This window comes from Photorhabdus viridis, assembly GCF_040256935.1.
Taxonomy (GTDB): Bacteria; Pseudomonadota; Gammaproteobacteria; order Enterobacterales; family Enterobacteriaceae; genus Photorhabdus; species Photorhabdus viridis.
On record NZ_JBEJZY010000035.1, the window covers coordinates 1 to 16574 of the forward strand.

Below are 16574 nucleotides of genomic sequence, written 5' to 3' on the forward strand. Positions count from 1 at the left end.
GATAGCGCGGTGGTCCCACCTGACCCCATGCCGAACTCAGCAGTGAAACGCCGTAGCGCCGATGGTAGTGTGGGGTCTCCCCATGTGAGAGTAGGGAACTGCCAGGCTTTATATTAAGTGAATACCCTCAGCGTAAGCTGGGGGTTTTTGCGTTTTGGGGAATGATTTTATCGGCTGATTGACCTATTTGCCTGCTTCGTCTGATACCTATTTACTTTAAGAAACAAACTGTTTGTTCATCAATCTGTGAATAATCAAAATACGCTATAGTAAGTAGCAGACATAAAAAATAAATTCAACAGCTTCTTAAAGTGGATAGAAAAGAAGATGAGTCACGATATTTTAAGTTCAGCTTGTTATGATGGAAATCTTCCAACATATTCATAAGAATATATTATGTTAAAATGATGGGTCCGAATATCTGCTTTAGAATGACCAGAAATTTTTACCTCTTCATTATTACAGTGATGACTTTTGCGCTGAACCTCTTTCGTTAGCTGCTTGGCATGCGTTATGTTTATATAATCTAATAACGCTCTATCTTTATATCGTTATGAATATAACTACAATCAGCCCCAGGCGATAATTGATTACTTATTTTTCCATTTACATCACAACTAAAACTGGAATGATCAGCCTTATCATTATTTTGGTTATGTAAAATATTATCATTAGTATGATTAGTTAGAATAGTATTTAGAAATACAGTTGTATTAGTACTGACCAATATTTGGGGTTGAATGCTCTTTTTAATTCTGGTAAATGACGGTAATTAGGCATAGAAAATAGGAGTCCGTCACTATTTAATTATATTTGCCGGTTAAAGCATACTGATCATTGCAGTAAATGGCTGTATCGTTTCTCTTGTATTTTATGCTGTTACCTCTCGTATTAGTTAGTACCCATAATGGTTCTTTTCTGGGAGATAATATTAGTAGCAGCAGATTAACCAGTAGCTTAGTGCTTTAACCTTATCTGAGGTTAACCGACAAATACTATAGAAAACATTGCCTGTTAAATTTTACATTTTTGCTGGAATTGTAGGTAAGTGTTATCGTTGTATTTTACATTATATTTTGACTGAAAATTATCCTACAGAGTCTGAATAGATAATAAATCGGGATCACTGTTCCACTACCAGACTAAACTCAAAAAAAGCGTTCTCTGATAGTGTATAAATATGTTATAGCGCTGTGTTTATTACCCTAAAATTTTTTACTAATTTTGTATTGTATTGAAATATGAAGAAAAAACGTCCTATTTTACAAGATGTGGCTGATCGTGTTGGTGTTACAAAAATGACAGTAAGTCGTTTCTTACGTAACCCCGATCAAGTTTCTGAGCAATTGCGAAAGAAAATAGCGGATGCTTTGGATGAATTAGGTTATATCCCGAACCGAGTTCCAGATATTCTTTCTAATTCTACTAGTCATGCTATCGGTGTTTTGTTGCCTTCTTTGACTAACCAGGTTTTTGCGGAAGTTATCCGTGGTATTGAATATGTGACAGATCGTAATGGTTATCAAACCATGCTGGCTCATTATGGTTACCATTCAGAGAAGGAAGAGGAACGTTTAATTTCCCTGCTTTCCTACAATATTGATGGCTTGATTCTTTCTGAACGTACTCACACACCGCGAACTTTGAAGATGCTGGAAACGGCCGGTATCCCTGTCGTTGAGCTGATGGACTGTGTTTCTCCTTGTTTCGATACGGCAGTCGGTATTGATAACTTTGAAGCAGCCCGACAGATGACAATGGCAATGGTTGAGCGTGGTTGTCAGCGGGTGATTTATCTTGGCGCAAGGCAGGATGAAAGGACCATTATTCGCCTGGAAGGTTATGAAGCTGCAATGAAAAGCGTGGGTTTAAAGCCAGGTAAGGTAATGACACCTGACAGCTCTTCTTACACCTTAGGGGGAAAACTACTGAATGAAGCGAGAACAAAGTATCCTGATGTGGATGGTCTGTTTTGTACCAATGATGACCTTGCTATCGGAGCAATTTTTGAGTGTCAACGTCAGGGGATAGCTGTACCGCATGATATTGCGATAGCGGGTTTTCATGGTCACGATGTTGGTCAGGTGATGACACCAAAACTTGCCAGTGTGTTGACACCTCGTGACTTAATGGGACGGAAGGCTGCTGGATTATTGATGACACGGCTGAAAGGTGAACATTTACCACAAAAAATGATCGATATCGGTTTTCAGTTATCTTTAGGAGAAAGTATTTAATCGGTCAACTGGATTCACATTCTTTGAGCTCATTTGTGATAAATATCACATTTCCATTTCTTGAATATTCCGTGTTGTTGCGAAGTTTACTTCTACTTCTGATAATGTTACCGATAACAGTTACCGGTAACATTTTGTAAGTGAAATATCTACGCTAAGGAATTTATATGAGAGATACCCAGCAGTCGAATCATGTTTTTGTGCTTATGGGGGTATCAGGCAGTGGTAAATCTGCTGTTGCCAATGCTGTGGCTTATAAATTGGACTCCGCTTTTTTGGATGGTGATTTCTTACACCCAAGATCTAACATTAATAAGATGTCTAAAGGTTATGCACTGAATGATGAAGATCGCAAGCCTTGGTTGAAATCACTAAATGATGCAGTTTTTGCCATGCAACGCACAAATCCAGTTTCCCTGATTGTTTGTTCTGCTTTAAAAAAGCATTACCGGGATATGCTGCGTGATAATAATAAAAATCTGTCATTTCTTTATATGAAAGGTGACTTTGATTTAATTGAAAATCGGTTGAAAGCACGTAAAGATCATTTCTTTAAACCTCAAATGTTGGTGTCTCAATTTGAGGCATTAGAAGAACCGGGTAGAGATGAAAAAGATGTTTATCTGATTGATATTAGATCGTCTCTTGATGAAGTGATTAATCACTCAATAAAAATAATTAATAGTGTCATTTCAGGGGAAAAATAATGAGTACTTTAACCTTAGTGCTGACAGCAGTTGGCTCTGTTCTTTTACTGCTATTTCTGGTGATGAAGGCCAGAATACATGCTTTTGTTGCGTTAATACTGGTATCTATGGGGGCGGGTGTTTTTTCTGGTATGCCATTGGATAAAATTACCGAAACAATGCAAGAAGGAATGGGCGGAACATTAGGCTTTCTGGCGATTGTTGTCGCACTGGGAGCGATGTTTGGTAAGGTCCTGCATGAAACAGGTGCTCTGGATCAGATTGCGATTAAATTACTAAATAGTTTTGGTGAAAACCGTGCTCATTATTCATTGGGGATCGCTGGTCTGGTTTGTGCTTTACCGCTGTTTTTTGATGTAGCGATTGTTTTATTGATTGGCGTGGCGTTTGCAGTTGCGCGCCGTACTGGTGGTAACGTAGTGAAACTGGTTATTCCTTTGTTTGCCGGTGTTGCGGCAGCCGCAGCGTTTCTGTTACCCGGCCCAGTTCCGATGTTGTTGGCTTCACAGATGAATGCTGATTTTGGCTGGATGATCCTGATTGGTATCAGTGCAGCGATTCCGGGGATGTTACTGGCTGGGCCAATTTTTGGTAGTTTCGTCAGTAAGTATGTTACGTTGGATTTACCCGTTGATATGAGTGAACCCAGTCTTGGTCAGGGTAAGATGCCATCTTTTGGTTTGAGCTTGTCGCTGGTTTTGTTTCCTTTAGCTTTGGTTGGATTAAAGGCTATTGGTGAGAGTTTTGTTGAACAAGATTCTGAATTGTATTTGTGGCTTGAATTCATCGGTCATCCATTCTCTGCGATTTTGGTTGCTTGTCTGATTGCCATTTATGGTCTGGCAATTCGTCGTGGGATGAGTAAAGAAAAAGTGATGGATATTTGCTCTTCGGCTATTCAGCCTGCTGGAATTATTTTGTTGGTTACCGGGGCCGGTGGTGTATTCAAACAAGTGTTGGTGGATTCCGGGGTTGGTCCTGCGTTGGGGAATGCATTGATTGGCTCAGGCCTGCCAATTGCATTAGCGTGTTTTATCCTTGCTGGTACAGTGCGTGTTATTCAAGGGTCTGCGACCGTTGCCTGCCTGACAACCGTTGGTCTTATCCTGCCGGTTGTTGATGTATTAGAATATTCTGGGGCCCAACTTGCAGCCCTTTCAATCTGTATTGCCGGGGGGTCTCTGGTATTGAGTCATGTTAATGATTCCGGTTTTTGGTTGTTCGGTAAATTTACTGGTGCGACGGAATCTCAAACACTGAAAACCTGGTCGATTATGGAAACTATTCTTGGAATAACGGGGGCGGCGGTTGGGATGGCTTTCTTTGCCATGATGTAATGCCGTTTCCTATAAAAACGGCCATATAAGTCACTTATGTAAAGATATTGATGAAGCTAGAATAAGCTCCTGACTAATGGATGACGATTGCACCAGCGATCTTTATAGGCAAGAGAAGGTCTGCCAATAGAGTAACGCATAGTCTTTTGATGTTGCTGGCAGAGTTCTGAAGCATTCTGAATATTTAACCACATTAAAACACTGCCAACACTGAGATTGGAATATTCAGGATCGAGTCCACCGTCGACTGCGTCAAATGAAATCCACTGGGGACTGTCTGCTTTTATGACGAGATCGTAGGCTACCGGGGCACCATTGATAGTTAATACATTCCCGTACAGATGTTGCTTGAGTTCGGTATATAATTCAATTAATTTTTCTTTCTCTTCTTGATTGTGCGTTTTATATGTCCAGCGTTTTTCGTACAGTGTAGTGTAAATATCGACAAACTCTTGACAGGTAAAATCGTTAATTTGATGTATTTCCCCGCCAGAACGTTTAAATTTGTTAATTTCATTACTTCGATTTCTTTTTGTTTTATAAGAAAAATTCTCTTTAGCAAGACAGACTGTTCGTTTGTTTAACCGCCCATAACAAACGTTGATAAAATTTTCTTTGTGCAGGAGCGATATGGCTTTAGATTTCCCTGGGATTAGGGTTTTTAGGTGTTTGGCGATAGGAAAGATAATTTCATCATAAGTGACGAAGTGGTAGTTTTTTTGATAACTTGCTGCCAGATGATGATCTTTGCATGTAAAGTACGCACCTTCGATAACGTTTTTTGTTTCTGGGTTTTCTTTAACGTAAAAGATAAAACTATTCCCAAATTTTTTGTTTAAAAAATTTACAATATTGGGATGAGTAGATATTCCACCGCCATAAAGAGAATAGGCTTGTTGGTAACGTTCAATACTACATTCTTTCCAGCCGGAAATGAATCTTCTTATAGAGCCTCTGGGATACTTTTTTGAAAAAGTCATATTTTAAATACTCTTTTTAGCGCTATGTGTTACAGATGGTATAAACTTATTTTTCATTGTATTAAATGTAGGTAAAAAGATGATTAAATTGATACCTTGTGAACTTGTTCATATTGTAGTTCATAACTCTAAGATTTTGTTGCACTAAATGCAATGTTAGTATTTAGTACGATTCCCAATGAAGCGTCGTTGTTGCTTATTGATCGAGAATATTTATTAATTGCTGATATAAAGCTTCAGCACTGCGTTCATAGCCTATAGCTGAAAGGTGAACATAATCTGGGCGCGCAAGATCTTGCTGAGCCCAGCCTCTAATTGAACATTCACCACCCATATATTCACGCCAATTCCAGAATAGTGTGTGCTGCTCTTGTGCGACTTCCTGCTGAATACGGATGACGTCATTCAACATTGCTGGTTGTTGTGATGTACAACTTGCTGCTTGACTGTTTTTCAAGGAATCGCCTGGCCCGATAATAAGGATAACTGCTTGTGGTAAATGATTACGAATTTGTTTTACCTTGGTTTCCAGTTGCTGGTGATAACTTGATAAGTCTAGCGAATCATTAAATGCTTCATTGGCGCCATAAGCGAGGATCACCATATCGGGGTGCATTTGCGCTAATGTATTAATCCATTGTGGCTGCCACTTATCGATCATATTAATGGTTGCACCATTAATACCTAAAGCGGACAACATAACACCTGGTTGTTTACGTTTGATAAACCAGCCACCTAATTCTAACTGATTATTTTGTATTGCCATAATATTAACCGGGAATGTGACCGATTCTTCTGTGGAAAATTGCCATTGACCGTGAGTTGCCGGTAATTTAAGTATTCTCTTGATTGCAGACTGAACCAGAATTTGAGAATCGCCCGTTGCTTGGTATAACGTTGTAAGTTGATAGCGATCACGAGATGGTGAAAACAGTTTTAAAGTTAATTGACTCGTTTGGTTATCGGGTTCTGCAATTGCACCACCGAGCGGGAAATCAGGCTGATTATCTTTGCGACTGGTCGTCAGTTCCCATTGTTGTTTATTGCCTGTTATGCTGATTATCGCGTTACGTTGGCCGGGCACATTTATTGGGCTGATAAAGCCAATACCTGCATCACCAAAACGTTGTTGTAATAGAGAACGGAGTTTGCCGGTAAAAAAGTCTGCGGCAGTATGGGAATCACCTATCTGAACAAAATGCAGTTGATTATGGCGGCTGTTGTGAAGTTTATCTGTCAGTAAGGTGAGATTGGGTTCACCAAAGTCTATTAACTGCTGGTTTGCTTTTGCCGGCTGTTGTATTAGCAATGGCTCTGGTCTTTGCTTATGGCATGATATCAGACTTAAAGAGAGCATGATGACCAGACCAAGGCCGATAGAGTGATATCGCCGGCGGAGTTGTTTAAGTCTTTCCATTTTGTTTAGCGGGTTCCTGAATAAATTCAATCAATGAGAATATATTGTCCGAGATAGTTTGCTGGCCTTTCAAGCTAAAATGTATACCATCGCCGCTTCTGAGTTTAATTTTGTTACTATTGTCGCCAATATAATCAGAATAATCATCCGTATGGTATTTAAAAATGTCGTTAACAGAAACGTATATTTCCCCGGCTTTCACTACTTCTGATTGATACAGTGATCTTAGATATTCCATATTAGCAGAGAGTTTTTTCTGTCGCATATTGGGAGGGCCAATCCAGATAACATCAGCGCCGTGGTTATGTGTTTCGGTAAGGATCATGTCGATACGTTGGCGATAGAGGTCTTCCCAATCAGGACTTGCGAATTTCAGGTAGGTGCTTCCATGTTTTGGCGGCATATCCCAGGGGTCATTTGGCCCCAGAAAGATAACAACCAGCTTGATATCGTGGTTAGCTTCCAGTGCCTTATTGATAGTTTCCGGCCAGTTAAAAAAGCTGGGGTACGCAAGCCCGGTACTTTGTTTGCTGAGATTAATACTTGAAATACCGTAATCCTGATAGAGCTGACGTTTCAGATGGGGGGCAATGCCCTGCATCATTGAGTCTCCGGCAAAAAGCACTTTATCCTTGGCTGTCAGCGTCACATTGGTTTTGGTGATAACTATACTGGAATGATTGGAATGAACATTATGGCCTGAATTGTGGGGCACCGATGAACCGACAGAATGAGTAGTATGAGGGGATTTTTGTAATAATTCAGGGAAAGTTGCCGGAAGATTTGCCATAGGAGAGGTATAACCACCTAAAAGTCTCAGCCCGATCTGAAAACCCGCAGGAAGGGTGATATTCGCTTCTAGGGGAGTTGGCTGATAATTGTCACTGTTATTGCCGGTAGTATGTAAGATGAACGCTTCTCCCGCAGCGAGTAGGCTTTGTTCCAGATTATCCCCTAAATCCCAGAGTGGATTACCTTGTAAGGCTGCCCACAGGCTTTGCTGGTGGTATTTCTGTTGCCAGAATCTATCCAGTGAACGGTGATTCAGCCAGATTAACAGCAGACTGGTTAATACCACGATAAAAATGACTTGCCCGGCAGTTTTTAAATTGGATTTGAATTCAGAAATTAGCATAGATGAATCCTGGCATTCCTTGTGGTGAAAGCATAAATACTAAAGTCAGAATAATCGCTAATGGTATTGGGTAGTATCTCCATGAAATCCGAGAATGAATTTTCCCAACGGCTATTTTTAGATTAATCAGCTGCGGATAAATAATAAAGAGTCCCCAGAACATCAGTAACAACCCACCGTTGGCTATTATTGAGTGAAATAAATCTGTTGATATCAATTGATTTAATAATGTCAGTGCATCATCCAGAGTAGGGCAACGGAAGAAAACCCATGCCAGACAGACAAAGTGGAAGGTGATCACTTTGGATAAAAATGAGGTTACTGGATTTTTAGGCGTATTTTCGTTTTTTTTGTTTTTTGAGGAAAATAACTGATATTTAACATTGAGGATGATTAATCCTAACCCATGAATAGCTCCCCAGATAATGAAGTTAATTCCGGCACCATGCCATAAACCGGAGATGACCATAGCGGCAAATAAATTAAGATTTTTACGTACAAATCCCTGCTTATTACCGCCAAAAGAAATATAGACATAATCACGGATAAATTCAGATAAACTAATATGCCAACGGCGCCAGAAAGATTGTAAGTTTTCCGCCAGATAAGGAGCATTAAAGTTTTCAGGTACCCTGAATCCGAGGAGTAGCGCTAATCCGGTAACAAGATTGGTATAGCCGGAAAAATTAAAATAGATATGCCAGGCATAGGCATAAATACCAACCAGGATTTGCCCGGCATTGTAGCTGGCAGGGTCATCAAAAATTGGGTTTACATAATTTTCGGATAGATAAGAGCTGAACAGGAATAGTTTGGTTATTGCCAATGCAATCAGCAATATTGCTCTTGATGGTTCAATGATCACTCTTGATGAAATCTGGATTTGAGGTAAGAAATCTTTAGCCCGGTTTATTGGTCCGGCAACAATACTGGGAAAAAAGCAGAGGTATAAAATGGTATCAGGGAATGATGCCTGGGGCATTTCTTTTCTTGTGACAGAAACGACATAGCTGACGGAGTGAAATGCATAGAAAGATAAACCTAAAGGCAGGAGTAATGTCAGTATGGGTAAATCTATGGATAAACCAAATTTGGCGAACGCTTGTTGCAGGCTTTCCTGAAAGAAAGAGTAATATTTGAATGCAGTGAAGCATCCCAGAATACCTATTGTCAGAATGGTAAATGTGATGCGGTTGGATAGAAATTTGCCAGCTATGTTTGTTAAAAAATAGATAAATAGCGTATAGCCAAATAAGATGCCGGCGAAAAGTGGATTAAAAGAAAAGACAAACAGATAACTTGCGATTATCAACAAGTAGTTTTGTACTTTCGCGCTTTTTTGTAGCATCCAATACAAGAGAAAAAGGGCAACAAAGGACCCAAGAAACTCAAACGAAAAGAAATTCATATTAAACTCTGGCTAATCATTCTGTCGCAATACAAGGGTAATAATGAGCAATATTATAATATTTAATCTAAATATTCTATCAATGAGAAAAACATGCTGGTGAACGTAAAAAATCATCCGCTTCATGCCTTTGTTATGAAACGGATAACTTTAGTTTCTGGGGCTATATATGTGGGTTCATACTTATTTAGCACTTTCGGCAGGGTCGTTTTTAGCGAACTCTTGTGCTTGGGTAATAAGCCCTTTGTTGTTGTTAAACACTTTATGCAGGTAGCTGTTGTAAGTAGAACCTAATTGTGAATATCCTTCAAGATTATCAATCAGTTTGCTGGTATTCAGTGATTCCTGGCTATTCCTCTGTTTAGCGCGTGAAACACGTAATGATTCATAAGCGTTATGGGTATTCATATTTCTCATATAGGCTTCGACAGAATCATTGATAGTCGGATAAGCGGAATAACCTTTTATCTTACCTTGGGTCTTCTTACAGCTGTTACCGCAACGCATACCAAACAAGTTGTTATTTCGTTGTGCAAGTTTAGATGTTCCCCAACCAGATTCTGTTGCAGCCTGAGTTGCGACAAAATGGGTTGGGATGATGTCAACACGGCTCAGTAGCTTGTTCCAGTTAACTTTTTTAGGCGAGCTGCTACAGCTCACGTTGTAGTTTTTGCAAATACGTTGCAAGAACCTGATATCCTGAGTGGACCAACGTTTGGCTTTCTGGTGTTCCAGTAACCATTTCCGTTCCTGCATAATTCGTTGATTGTGTTTATCAATTACAGGGACAACTACATTTAAAAACGCTTTCTTACGTGGGATGCCCGAAGGGTATTTTCGCAAATCCGGCAAATTGCTTTGTGCGTCATTGTGAGAATACTCCATGCTTTTAGCGGTGCTGGTTGATGCGTGACTAAAAGCGGAAAACAATAGTGAAATAAAGAAAGCGAAGATGGCAGTTGTCCTCATCGTTTGAGAGGGCATTGCTTTTCCTCGTTTGCTCTGAATAAAAAACAATCTAATGCTAGCAAAATAAATCCAGCATAGCCAGAGTTTTTAGTAATTCATAAATATATTTTCTGTAATAAAAATTGTTATTTTGCTAATTTATTCTATAGTTTTTTATTAATTTATAGATGGTTATCTGTCATTTTTGTACAAAATGTTGCTTTTCTGGGCTGGGCTATTCATCAGGTATAATAATGATTGTTTTGTTCATTTCATGCCTGAGAGGTTTTTTCTAAAAGAAAAATGATCTGTAAACCAGTGGGTAGAGTATCCAAAATTATTGAACTCAGTTCGATCCCATTTATTTATAGTATTGCCAATCGTAAAAACACCGCAGCGAGTAATAAACTAATTGATATTAATATTGCCGCTATAAGAATAATTATCATTTTCATAAAAAGGTAACCTGTTACCGATATGGATTTTTCTCTGTGAGTTAAAATTGAGCTGTATCTGTCAGACTTGAGTTGATTTTATAATATACTCATTACCATTGGCGTGGTGCAGGATATTCTATATGGTTCTAAATGTTAAGTTAAAATAAGTAACAATGTGTTACAATTATCTATTTTGGATAAATATTATAATAACACAATAATACAGGCATATATAAGAATAATAACTCTTTAATGATTTGTTTGTTTGGAATATAAATATTTTTTTATTTGTTTTTATATCAATAGTATTTTTTGAATGTAATTCGTATTTTACTTTTTATTAAATAAGTTATGTTTGTTATATTTTTCAATTGGATATAAATATATTTTTATCTAATGATTTGTTCTTTATCTTTTTGGGTTTTTTCTTTATGTTGTTGATTTTTAATTTGTTATTTTATTTCTCAATATATTAAATCGAATGTTTATTTTATATTCTTTATTGATGTCTATATTGTTTCACGCTTGATTATCATCTGTTTTATATATTTCTGTGTCATGGTTTTTATGGTTTTATTTATATTTTTAATAAAAATTTAAAATATATTTTTTGTGTTGTTTTTTTCGTTGTTGATAATTAACAATATGTTTTTCTCTATTTTTAATATAATCATACCATTTTATTATGAAATTAAGCCAGTATGCGTGATTATTTAATATTAGGATTATCATTGTCTTACATAAGTTTCGAGTGAGTTGTAAATGTAAATGGATTTTTTTGCAGAAACACTTTGTTACACATTGTTACTTATTGAAACATAAATTTTTGGTTAGGCCGAGAGATATAGAGGACATTTCCCTTGCCTCCTGGTTAATTGTATTCAAAGTTCAGAACAGAAGTTGCTTTCAATTCCCCTGATATGATGTTTTTGGGATCATAAACGTGGTAGTAAGCATTAAAATTGATTGTAAAGTGTTTATCGATAACGTTGCCGGCCTTTTTGCTGAATAGCTCTGTTGCTCCGCGAGAGGAAGATTGCGAAGCGCTGAAAATTATGGGTGTTGAATTACCTTGTTGAGAGACACGGATACCAACGCCTTTAGCGGCTCCTGCTTTGCTATCAATTAACGTTTGGTTGTCGTTTGGTAGTAAATTATTACTGCTTAGGTAGGCTTTAACTGAACGTGAAGTTTTACCGTTTTTGAGATAATCGCATGCAAAATTGAGTGCAAAAGGTGTTTCTCCTCTATTTGTTCCGTTAAGCAGTGTAGCGCGGTTAACTTTTGGCAGATTCACTGTTAATCCCGCGTTTGAGAAGTTACAAGTTGTCTCTTTACGATCAAAAGTCATAGTGATAGGTTGGTAATAGATATCTTCAGAATGAGTTGGCCACACCCAGGTGAGAATAAAAGTCAGGAAATCTGTAGCAAAACGAACAATGGCGTCAAGGATCCCTAGATTAGTGGTGTCCATCGCAATAACAGCTGTTTTTAGTGTTGCATTATTGCCGGAAAAGACGTGAATGTTATTACCTCCGGGTCTGCCATTCAGTAGCTTAACATTAAGCGTAAATTGGGCCTGTAATTTGCTGGCCGGATAGGTTGTATTACTGTTTCCCAGACTAATCGTGCCGCTAGGAGAAAGATCTGTGATAGCCACTTCGACATAATCTTTACCGCCATTGAACCCCAAAACAACCTTGTTTCTGGTAAAAGGAGAGCCATTAGCCACAGAGTTTTGTTTCCACAATGCGTTTCTGGTGCATGTAAAATAGCCGGAATACCGGGTGTGCAATAGCCAAGTTTCATTACTGTTCAGATAGAGATTATCTGTCATATCAATTGTGATTGCCGGTGCGGTTATCGCATGATTGGGTTTACAGTCCGCATAAGCGATACTGCTGCCACCCAGAGTGATTAAAGCCGCCAGATACAATAGCTTAAGTTTCATTATTTTCTCCTTAACGGCAAATATTGGCGGTTGAGTCCATTTCAGGCTGTGGATTGTTTATTATGCAGCTCTTTTCGCCTGACTGACCGATACGGATATAAATTTGCTGTGGTAATTTCTCTACTCGCAGGAAAACCATACTGCCCTGACCAATATATCCCAGGCTGTGATCTTCTGAATCGACAATTTCAGTACCAAAAGGCAGAGGTTTACCATTGGCTTGAGTGGCGTAGAAAATAAAAGTTTTCCGCTGGTCTGTTTTAAATCCGAGATGGGTAATGGCGCCGGAATAGGGCGCAACGTCTCTGATGTTACCGATAAGTTCAGCCGCCCCTTCCGGCACTTCACTGGTATCCAGCATAATGGCGTTTTTACGGTAAGGAGAAAGATAAGGTATCAGCAATTTACCGCTATTATTGGTTACCATGCTTTTATCTCCATTCACAGAAGCGTTAACTGTGCCTGGTGCGTCAATGATTGCAAAGGTTTCCCCTACTTGGTTAGCGGCCAGAATTCCACCTCGGTAAGCGACTAAACTGCCTGTTGTACCCAGCCCCATCTGGCGATAATCCTTGGACTGGCTATAAGAACTATTCAGTGTGGAAACGGATGTTTTATAGGTCAGGTTTGCACTGGTTGTTGTGGAGCCACTTTTTTGATCTGAAATATTGAAGTGGTAATTCAGGCGGTTGTTCTGGCCTGCGCTGCCACTCAATCCCAAATCACTGTTGTTGTAATGTTTGTCATTGATTGAGATATTACTCGTCAGATAGGCTGGCGAGTCAAACAGTTCAAAAGGAACAGACAGTGTCAGATAATAGCGCTGCTCCTCTTTATTTTCTGTATCATTGATATTATATCGGACACGGCTTGCCGTCAGGGTATAATTGATTTTACCCAGACTGTTGGAATACCCCATTTGATACTCTCTGTTTTTGTTCTTTGTTCCCCAATAATCACGGAATGTCCCTGAAATAAAAAGTGAACCCGCACCGTTACCAAGATTTTGGTTCAAATTGATATTGAAGGTGTTTTTCTGGTGAGAATAGTATTGTTGGTTATATCCGTTGCTTATCCAGTCACGTAGATTAATAGCATCGATCAGGTTTAGGTAGTTTTTAGTTGAATAGCGATAAGCCGCCAGAGAGAAGTTCGTTCCTGTTTGTGGAATATAGCGGCTATAAGACACTTTGTAGCTCTGGCCTTTCATCGTTGGGCTATTATCAAATTTGGCGCTGGATTGTGAAATATCCAGTGAGATAGCGCCAATCGGTAGGTTAAAGCCACTGCCTAACAATAATGAGTAATAATCTTTACTGATGATGGCGCCGGTATAACCCGTCAGGACATTATTAAAGCCATATTGATAGCTGGCTTGGAAAAAGTTTGGTTTATAACGACTGTTGGCAATTTGTGTTTTACCTGCACTGATATCGTATTTGCCGAGACCTTGTTTCATCATATTAGGAACAGATGAAAAGGGAACGGTAAAACTGTTGGTACGCCCTGTCGCTTCTGTGACTTCGACAAATAAATCTCCACCCGAACCTGTTGGTAAAATAGTATCAATGGCAAAAGGTCCCGGTGGTACATTACCCTGATAAATAACAACATTATTCTGGGAGATTTTTACCAGAGCATTAGTTTGCGCAACTCCCCGGACGATAGGGGAAAACCCTTGCCAGGCATCGGGGTACATGCGCATATCTGTTTTCAGGTTGATACCCCGGAAACGGAAAGAATCGAACAGATCACTTGATGTATAGCTATCGCCAATGCGAAGTTCTGCGTTAATTGATGAAATACCTCGTTGCAGATAACGGGTATTATTACTCCATTTATTGCCACTTGAACGTGTATAGTAATAAGAGGATTGATCACGTAATTGCCAGCCAAACAAGTTCAAACCGCTATTAAGTGACACGTAAGCATTATCTTCATTCTCATAGTTACTGTTCTGTTTATTCCTGTTTTGAGTATGGTAATAGTTGGCATTATAGGAAAGCATAGCGCCTGGAATTCCTCTGTCCCAGAAGGCAGGATCGATATAGCCCTTCAGTTCATTCTTAATATAAGCTTGAGGAACGACCAGATGCAGGCTGAGTTTAGGAACATCAAGATTAGCGGTTCCTTCATATATTACTTTAGTAAGAAGAATTTCACCTTTGGATGAGTTTGATTCTGGTAATTGACTTGTATCAATTTTTATCCCCAATCTTGGCAGATCTTCACTTAATAAGTAGATATCTTTGCCGTCGTTCTGGATATTAATATCAAATCGCCCTTTCCAGTCATTATTTAGGTATATATCAATACCGTAGTGGCCGGCGGGTAGTTCTGAAGCAGAAGAAAATCGGGATAAATCCGCTTTTGCAGATTCGCCGGCCAGAAAATCAGTATTAAATGTTGCGGCATAACATAAGCAATCTGTATATAGGATAGTGGTGATTATCAGAATTAACGGACTAACTTTTTTTCGTATCATGTTTTATGCTATGCCATTAATATCACTGTTTAAGTGGTAAAGTTAATTTATTTATAGCACCAAAATCATCAACAATAGCTAGAGTTAATTTGTCTCCCGCTTTTACTTTTTCATTGGTACTGAATGAATGAGAAGAGAACGGTTTGATGATGGTTCCTTCATTTAATAAGTTAGGTTGCGCATTGGAAGATTTAAGGCCGACGATATTCAGGATATAGGGTGATGAATTTTCCAATTTTAGTTGGTTGCCATCGCGTTTTAATGCAACATGCTGTTCGATCTGCTTAGGTGAAATAGAGAGCTTTTCGGGCCGGTAGAGAAATTTTATCCGGGTACGAATAGCAATCTGCATGACATTTTTATCGGCAATGTTTTCTGCAATGGGTGGAATATCCAGAACATTTAAATAAAATAGCGATTCACGATCAGTAGGTAGGTTGCTATTAGTGTGCTTTATTCTCAATTGCTGGCCGTTATTGCCATCAACTTTGACTACTGGGGGTGTGAGCAGAAAAGGAACTTTAGCTGTTTCTGGTGTTGAATTAGGATCGCCATCATCTATCCAGGATTGTACCAGAGAGGGTTGATCGCCTGTATTTAATAATTGAACAGATACCTCTTTATTACCGGCCGGATAAATAACCCGGGTTGTATTAATAACGATATTGGCCTGTGCAGATAAAGCTGTTGCCGAGAATAATATAGCTAGAAATAATTTCTTCATAACGTTATTTTTGTCAAAGTAAATAAGCCTATTTGGATAAATAGGCTTTATTTGTTGTAGTAAATGATTATAAGTAAGCAACGTGATAAGTCACCGTTGTTATTACTTTACCGGGTTCCGCATCAGCAGTGCCTACTTTATAATATTTGGCATAGAAATCGACAACTTCAGGCGCTGGAGTAGAGCCCTTGATTCCCGTATCCAAAGCTTTATTCAGCATGATCGGGGTATTTTCTTCTGCATATTTAACAATAGCGATACCGACGTTTTTAGGTTTGCCACTTGCATTCAGTTCTTGGTTCATCAGGTACTTGCCATCGTTAGCAATGGCATGTGCTGATGAGAAGTGGATTTTTAACATGGAGGTTGCTGGGTCGAAACCAACTGCATTGGATTGGCAGTTAGAAAATTCGAGTGAAAACGCTTTTTTACCAAAATCAATCAAGCCTTCCTTTTGTCCGGCTTGAGTGACTGAGATAGGCGCCAATACTATGGTCAAATTAGCTGAGGCGCCGCCGTTAATAGTACAAGTGGCGTCAGTAACTGCACCTGAGAAATGTAATGTACCGCCGGCAGAATTATCAGCCGCAACGGCAGAACCGGTAAAAATAAGAGCGGCGGCAGTGGATAATGCTAGTTTATTCATTTTTCCTCTCCAGGAGTAGGGACATCTTTAATTGATCTTATCAGGGGGTGAAGATAGGGGCCCTGAATCCCCTAATACATTAGAAAGATTTAAAAATAATGCCTGTATCTATCTATAGAATGAGTTTGATTTTATAAGTTTAAAATGAAAATCAATATATTA

At 38.9% G+C, this 16574-nt stretch carries 12 protein-coding genes and 1 rRNA gene; 4 read left to right on the forward strand and 9 right to left on the reverse strand.

The window, feature by feature from the left end:
- From rrf to gntU, 4 genes are all read left to right on the forward strand, one after another.
- Positions 1–107: ribosomal RNA gene (rrf, locus tag ABR397_RS15410) — 5S ribosomal RNA — on the forward strand; the annotation flags it as partial.
- A 1134-nt stretch (positions 108–1241) separates the two neighbouring features.
- Positions 1242–2237, forward strand: a complete 996-nt coding sequence (gene gntR, locus ABR397_RS15415) for a gluconate operon transcriptional repressor GntR (protein ID WP_350306522.1) — start codon at positions 1242–1244, stop codon at positions 2235–2237.
- Between the two features lie 167 nt (positions 2238–2404).
- The gene (gntK, locus tag ABR397_RS15420; RefSeq protein ID WP_350306523.1) at positions 2405–2944 is read left to right on the forward strand and encodes a gluconokinase; all 540 of its coding nucleotides are present in this window, start codon (positions 2405–2407) and stop codon (positions 2942–2944) included.
- Complete coding sequence (gntU, locus tag ABR397_RS15425; protein ID WP_350306524.1) at positions 2944–4281, forward strand: gluconate transporter; 1338 nt, start codon at positions 2944–2946, stop codon at positions 4279–4281. Before gntK ends, gntU begins: the two co-directional genes overlap by 1 nt.
- Before the next feature lie 56 nt (positions 4282–4337).
- Here the strand turns inward: gntU and ABR397_RS15430 are convergent, their stop codons facing one another.
- From ABR397_RS15430 to ABR397_RS15470, 9 genes are all read right to left on the reverse strand, one after another.
- Positions 4338–5261, reverse strand: a complete 924-nt coding sequence (locus ABR397_RS15430) for a GNAT family N-acetyltransferase (protein ID WP_350306525.1) — start codon at positions 5259–5261, stop codon at positions 4338–4340.
- A 196-nt stretch (positions 5262–5457) separates the two neighbouring features.
- Positions 5458–6678: an SGNH/GDSL hydrolase family protein gene (locus tag ABR397_RS15435; protein ID WP_350306526.1), complete on the reverse strand. Its 1221-nt coding sequence runs from the start codon at positions 6676–6678 to the stop codon at positions 5458–5460.
- Positions 6665–7813, reverse strand: a complete 1149-nt coding sequence (locus tag ABR397_RS15440; RefSeq protein WP_350306527.1) for an SGNH/GDSL hydrolase family protein — start codon at positions 7811–7813, stop codon at positions 6665–6667. The genes ABR397_RS15435 and ABR397_RS15440 overlap by 14 nt, the downstream gene beginning before the upstream one ends.
- Complete coding sequence (locus ABR397_RS15445; RefSeq protein WP_350306528.1) at positions 7800–9221, reverse strand: MBOAT family O-acyltransferase; 1422 nt, start codon at positions 9219–9221, stop codon at positions 7800–7802. The genes ABR397_RS15440 and ABR397_RS15445 overlap by 14 nt, the downstream gene beginning before the upstream one ends.
- Positions 9222–9404: 183 nt before the next feature.
- Positions 9405–10205, reverse strand: coding sequence for a protein bax (locus ABR397_RS15450; RefSeq protein ID WP_350306529.1), 801 nt, complete (start codon positions 10203–10205; stop codon positions 9405–9407).
- A gap of 1272 nt (positions 10206–11477) precedes the next feature.
- Positions 11478–12557, reverse strand: a complete 1080-nt coding sequence (locus ABR397_RS15455) for a fimbrial protein (RefSeq protein WP_350306530.1) — start codon at positions 12555–12557, stop codon at positions 11478–11480.
- Between the two features lie 10 nt (positions 12558–12567).
- Entirely contained in the window at positions 12568–15042 is a 2475-nt protein-coding gene (locus tag ABR397_RS15460) for a fimbria/pilus outer membrane usher protein (protein WP_350306531.1), read from the reverse strand.
- A gap of 22 nt (positions 15043–15064) precedes the next feature.
- A complete protein-coding gene (locus ABR397_RS15465; protein ID WP_350306532.1) occupies positions 15065–15766 on the reverse strand; it encodes a fimbrial biogenesis chaperone in 702 nt (233 codons plus the stop codon).
- Positions 15767–15833: 67 nt separating this feature from the next.
- On the reverse strand, positions 15834–16412 hold the full coding sequence (locus ABR397_RS15470) for a fimbrial protein (protein WP_350306533.1): 579 nt from the start codon (positions 16410–16412) through the stop codon (positions 15834–15836).
- Between the last annotated feature and the right edge of the window lie 162 nt (positions 16413–16574).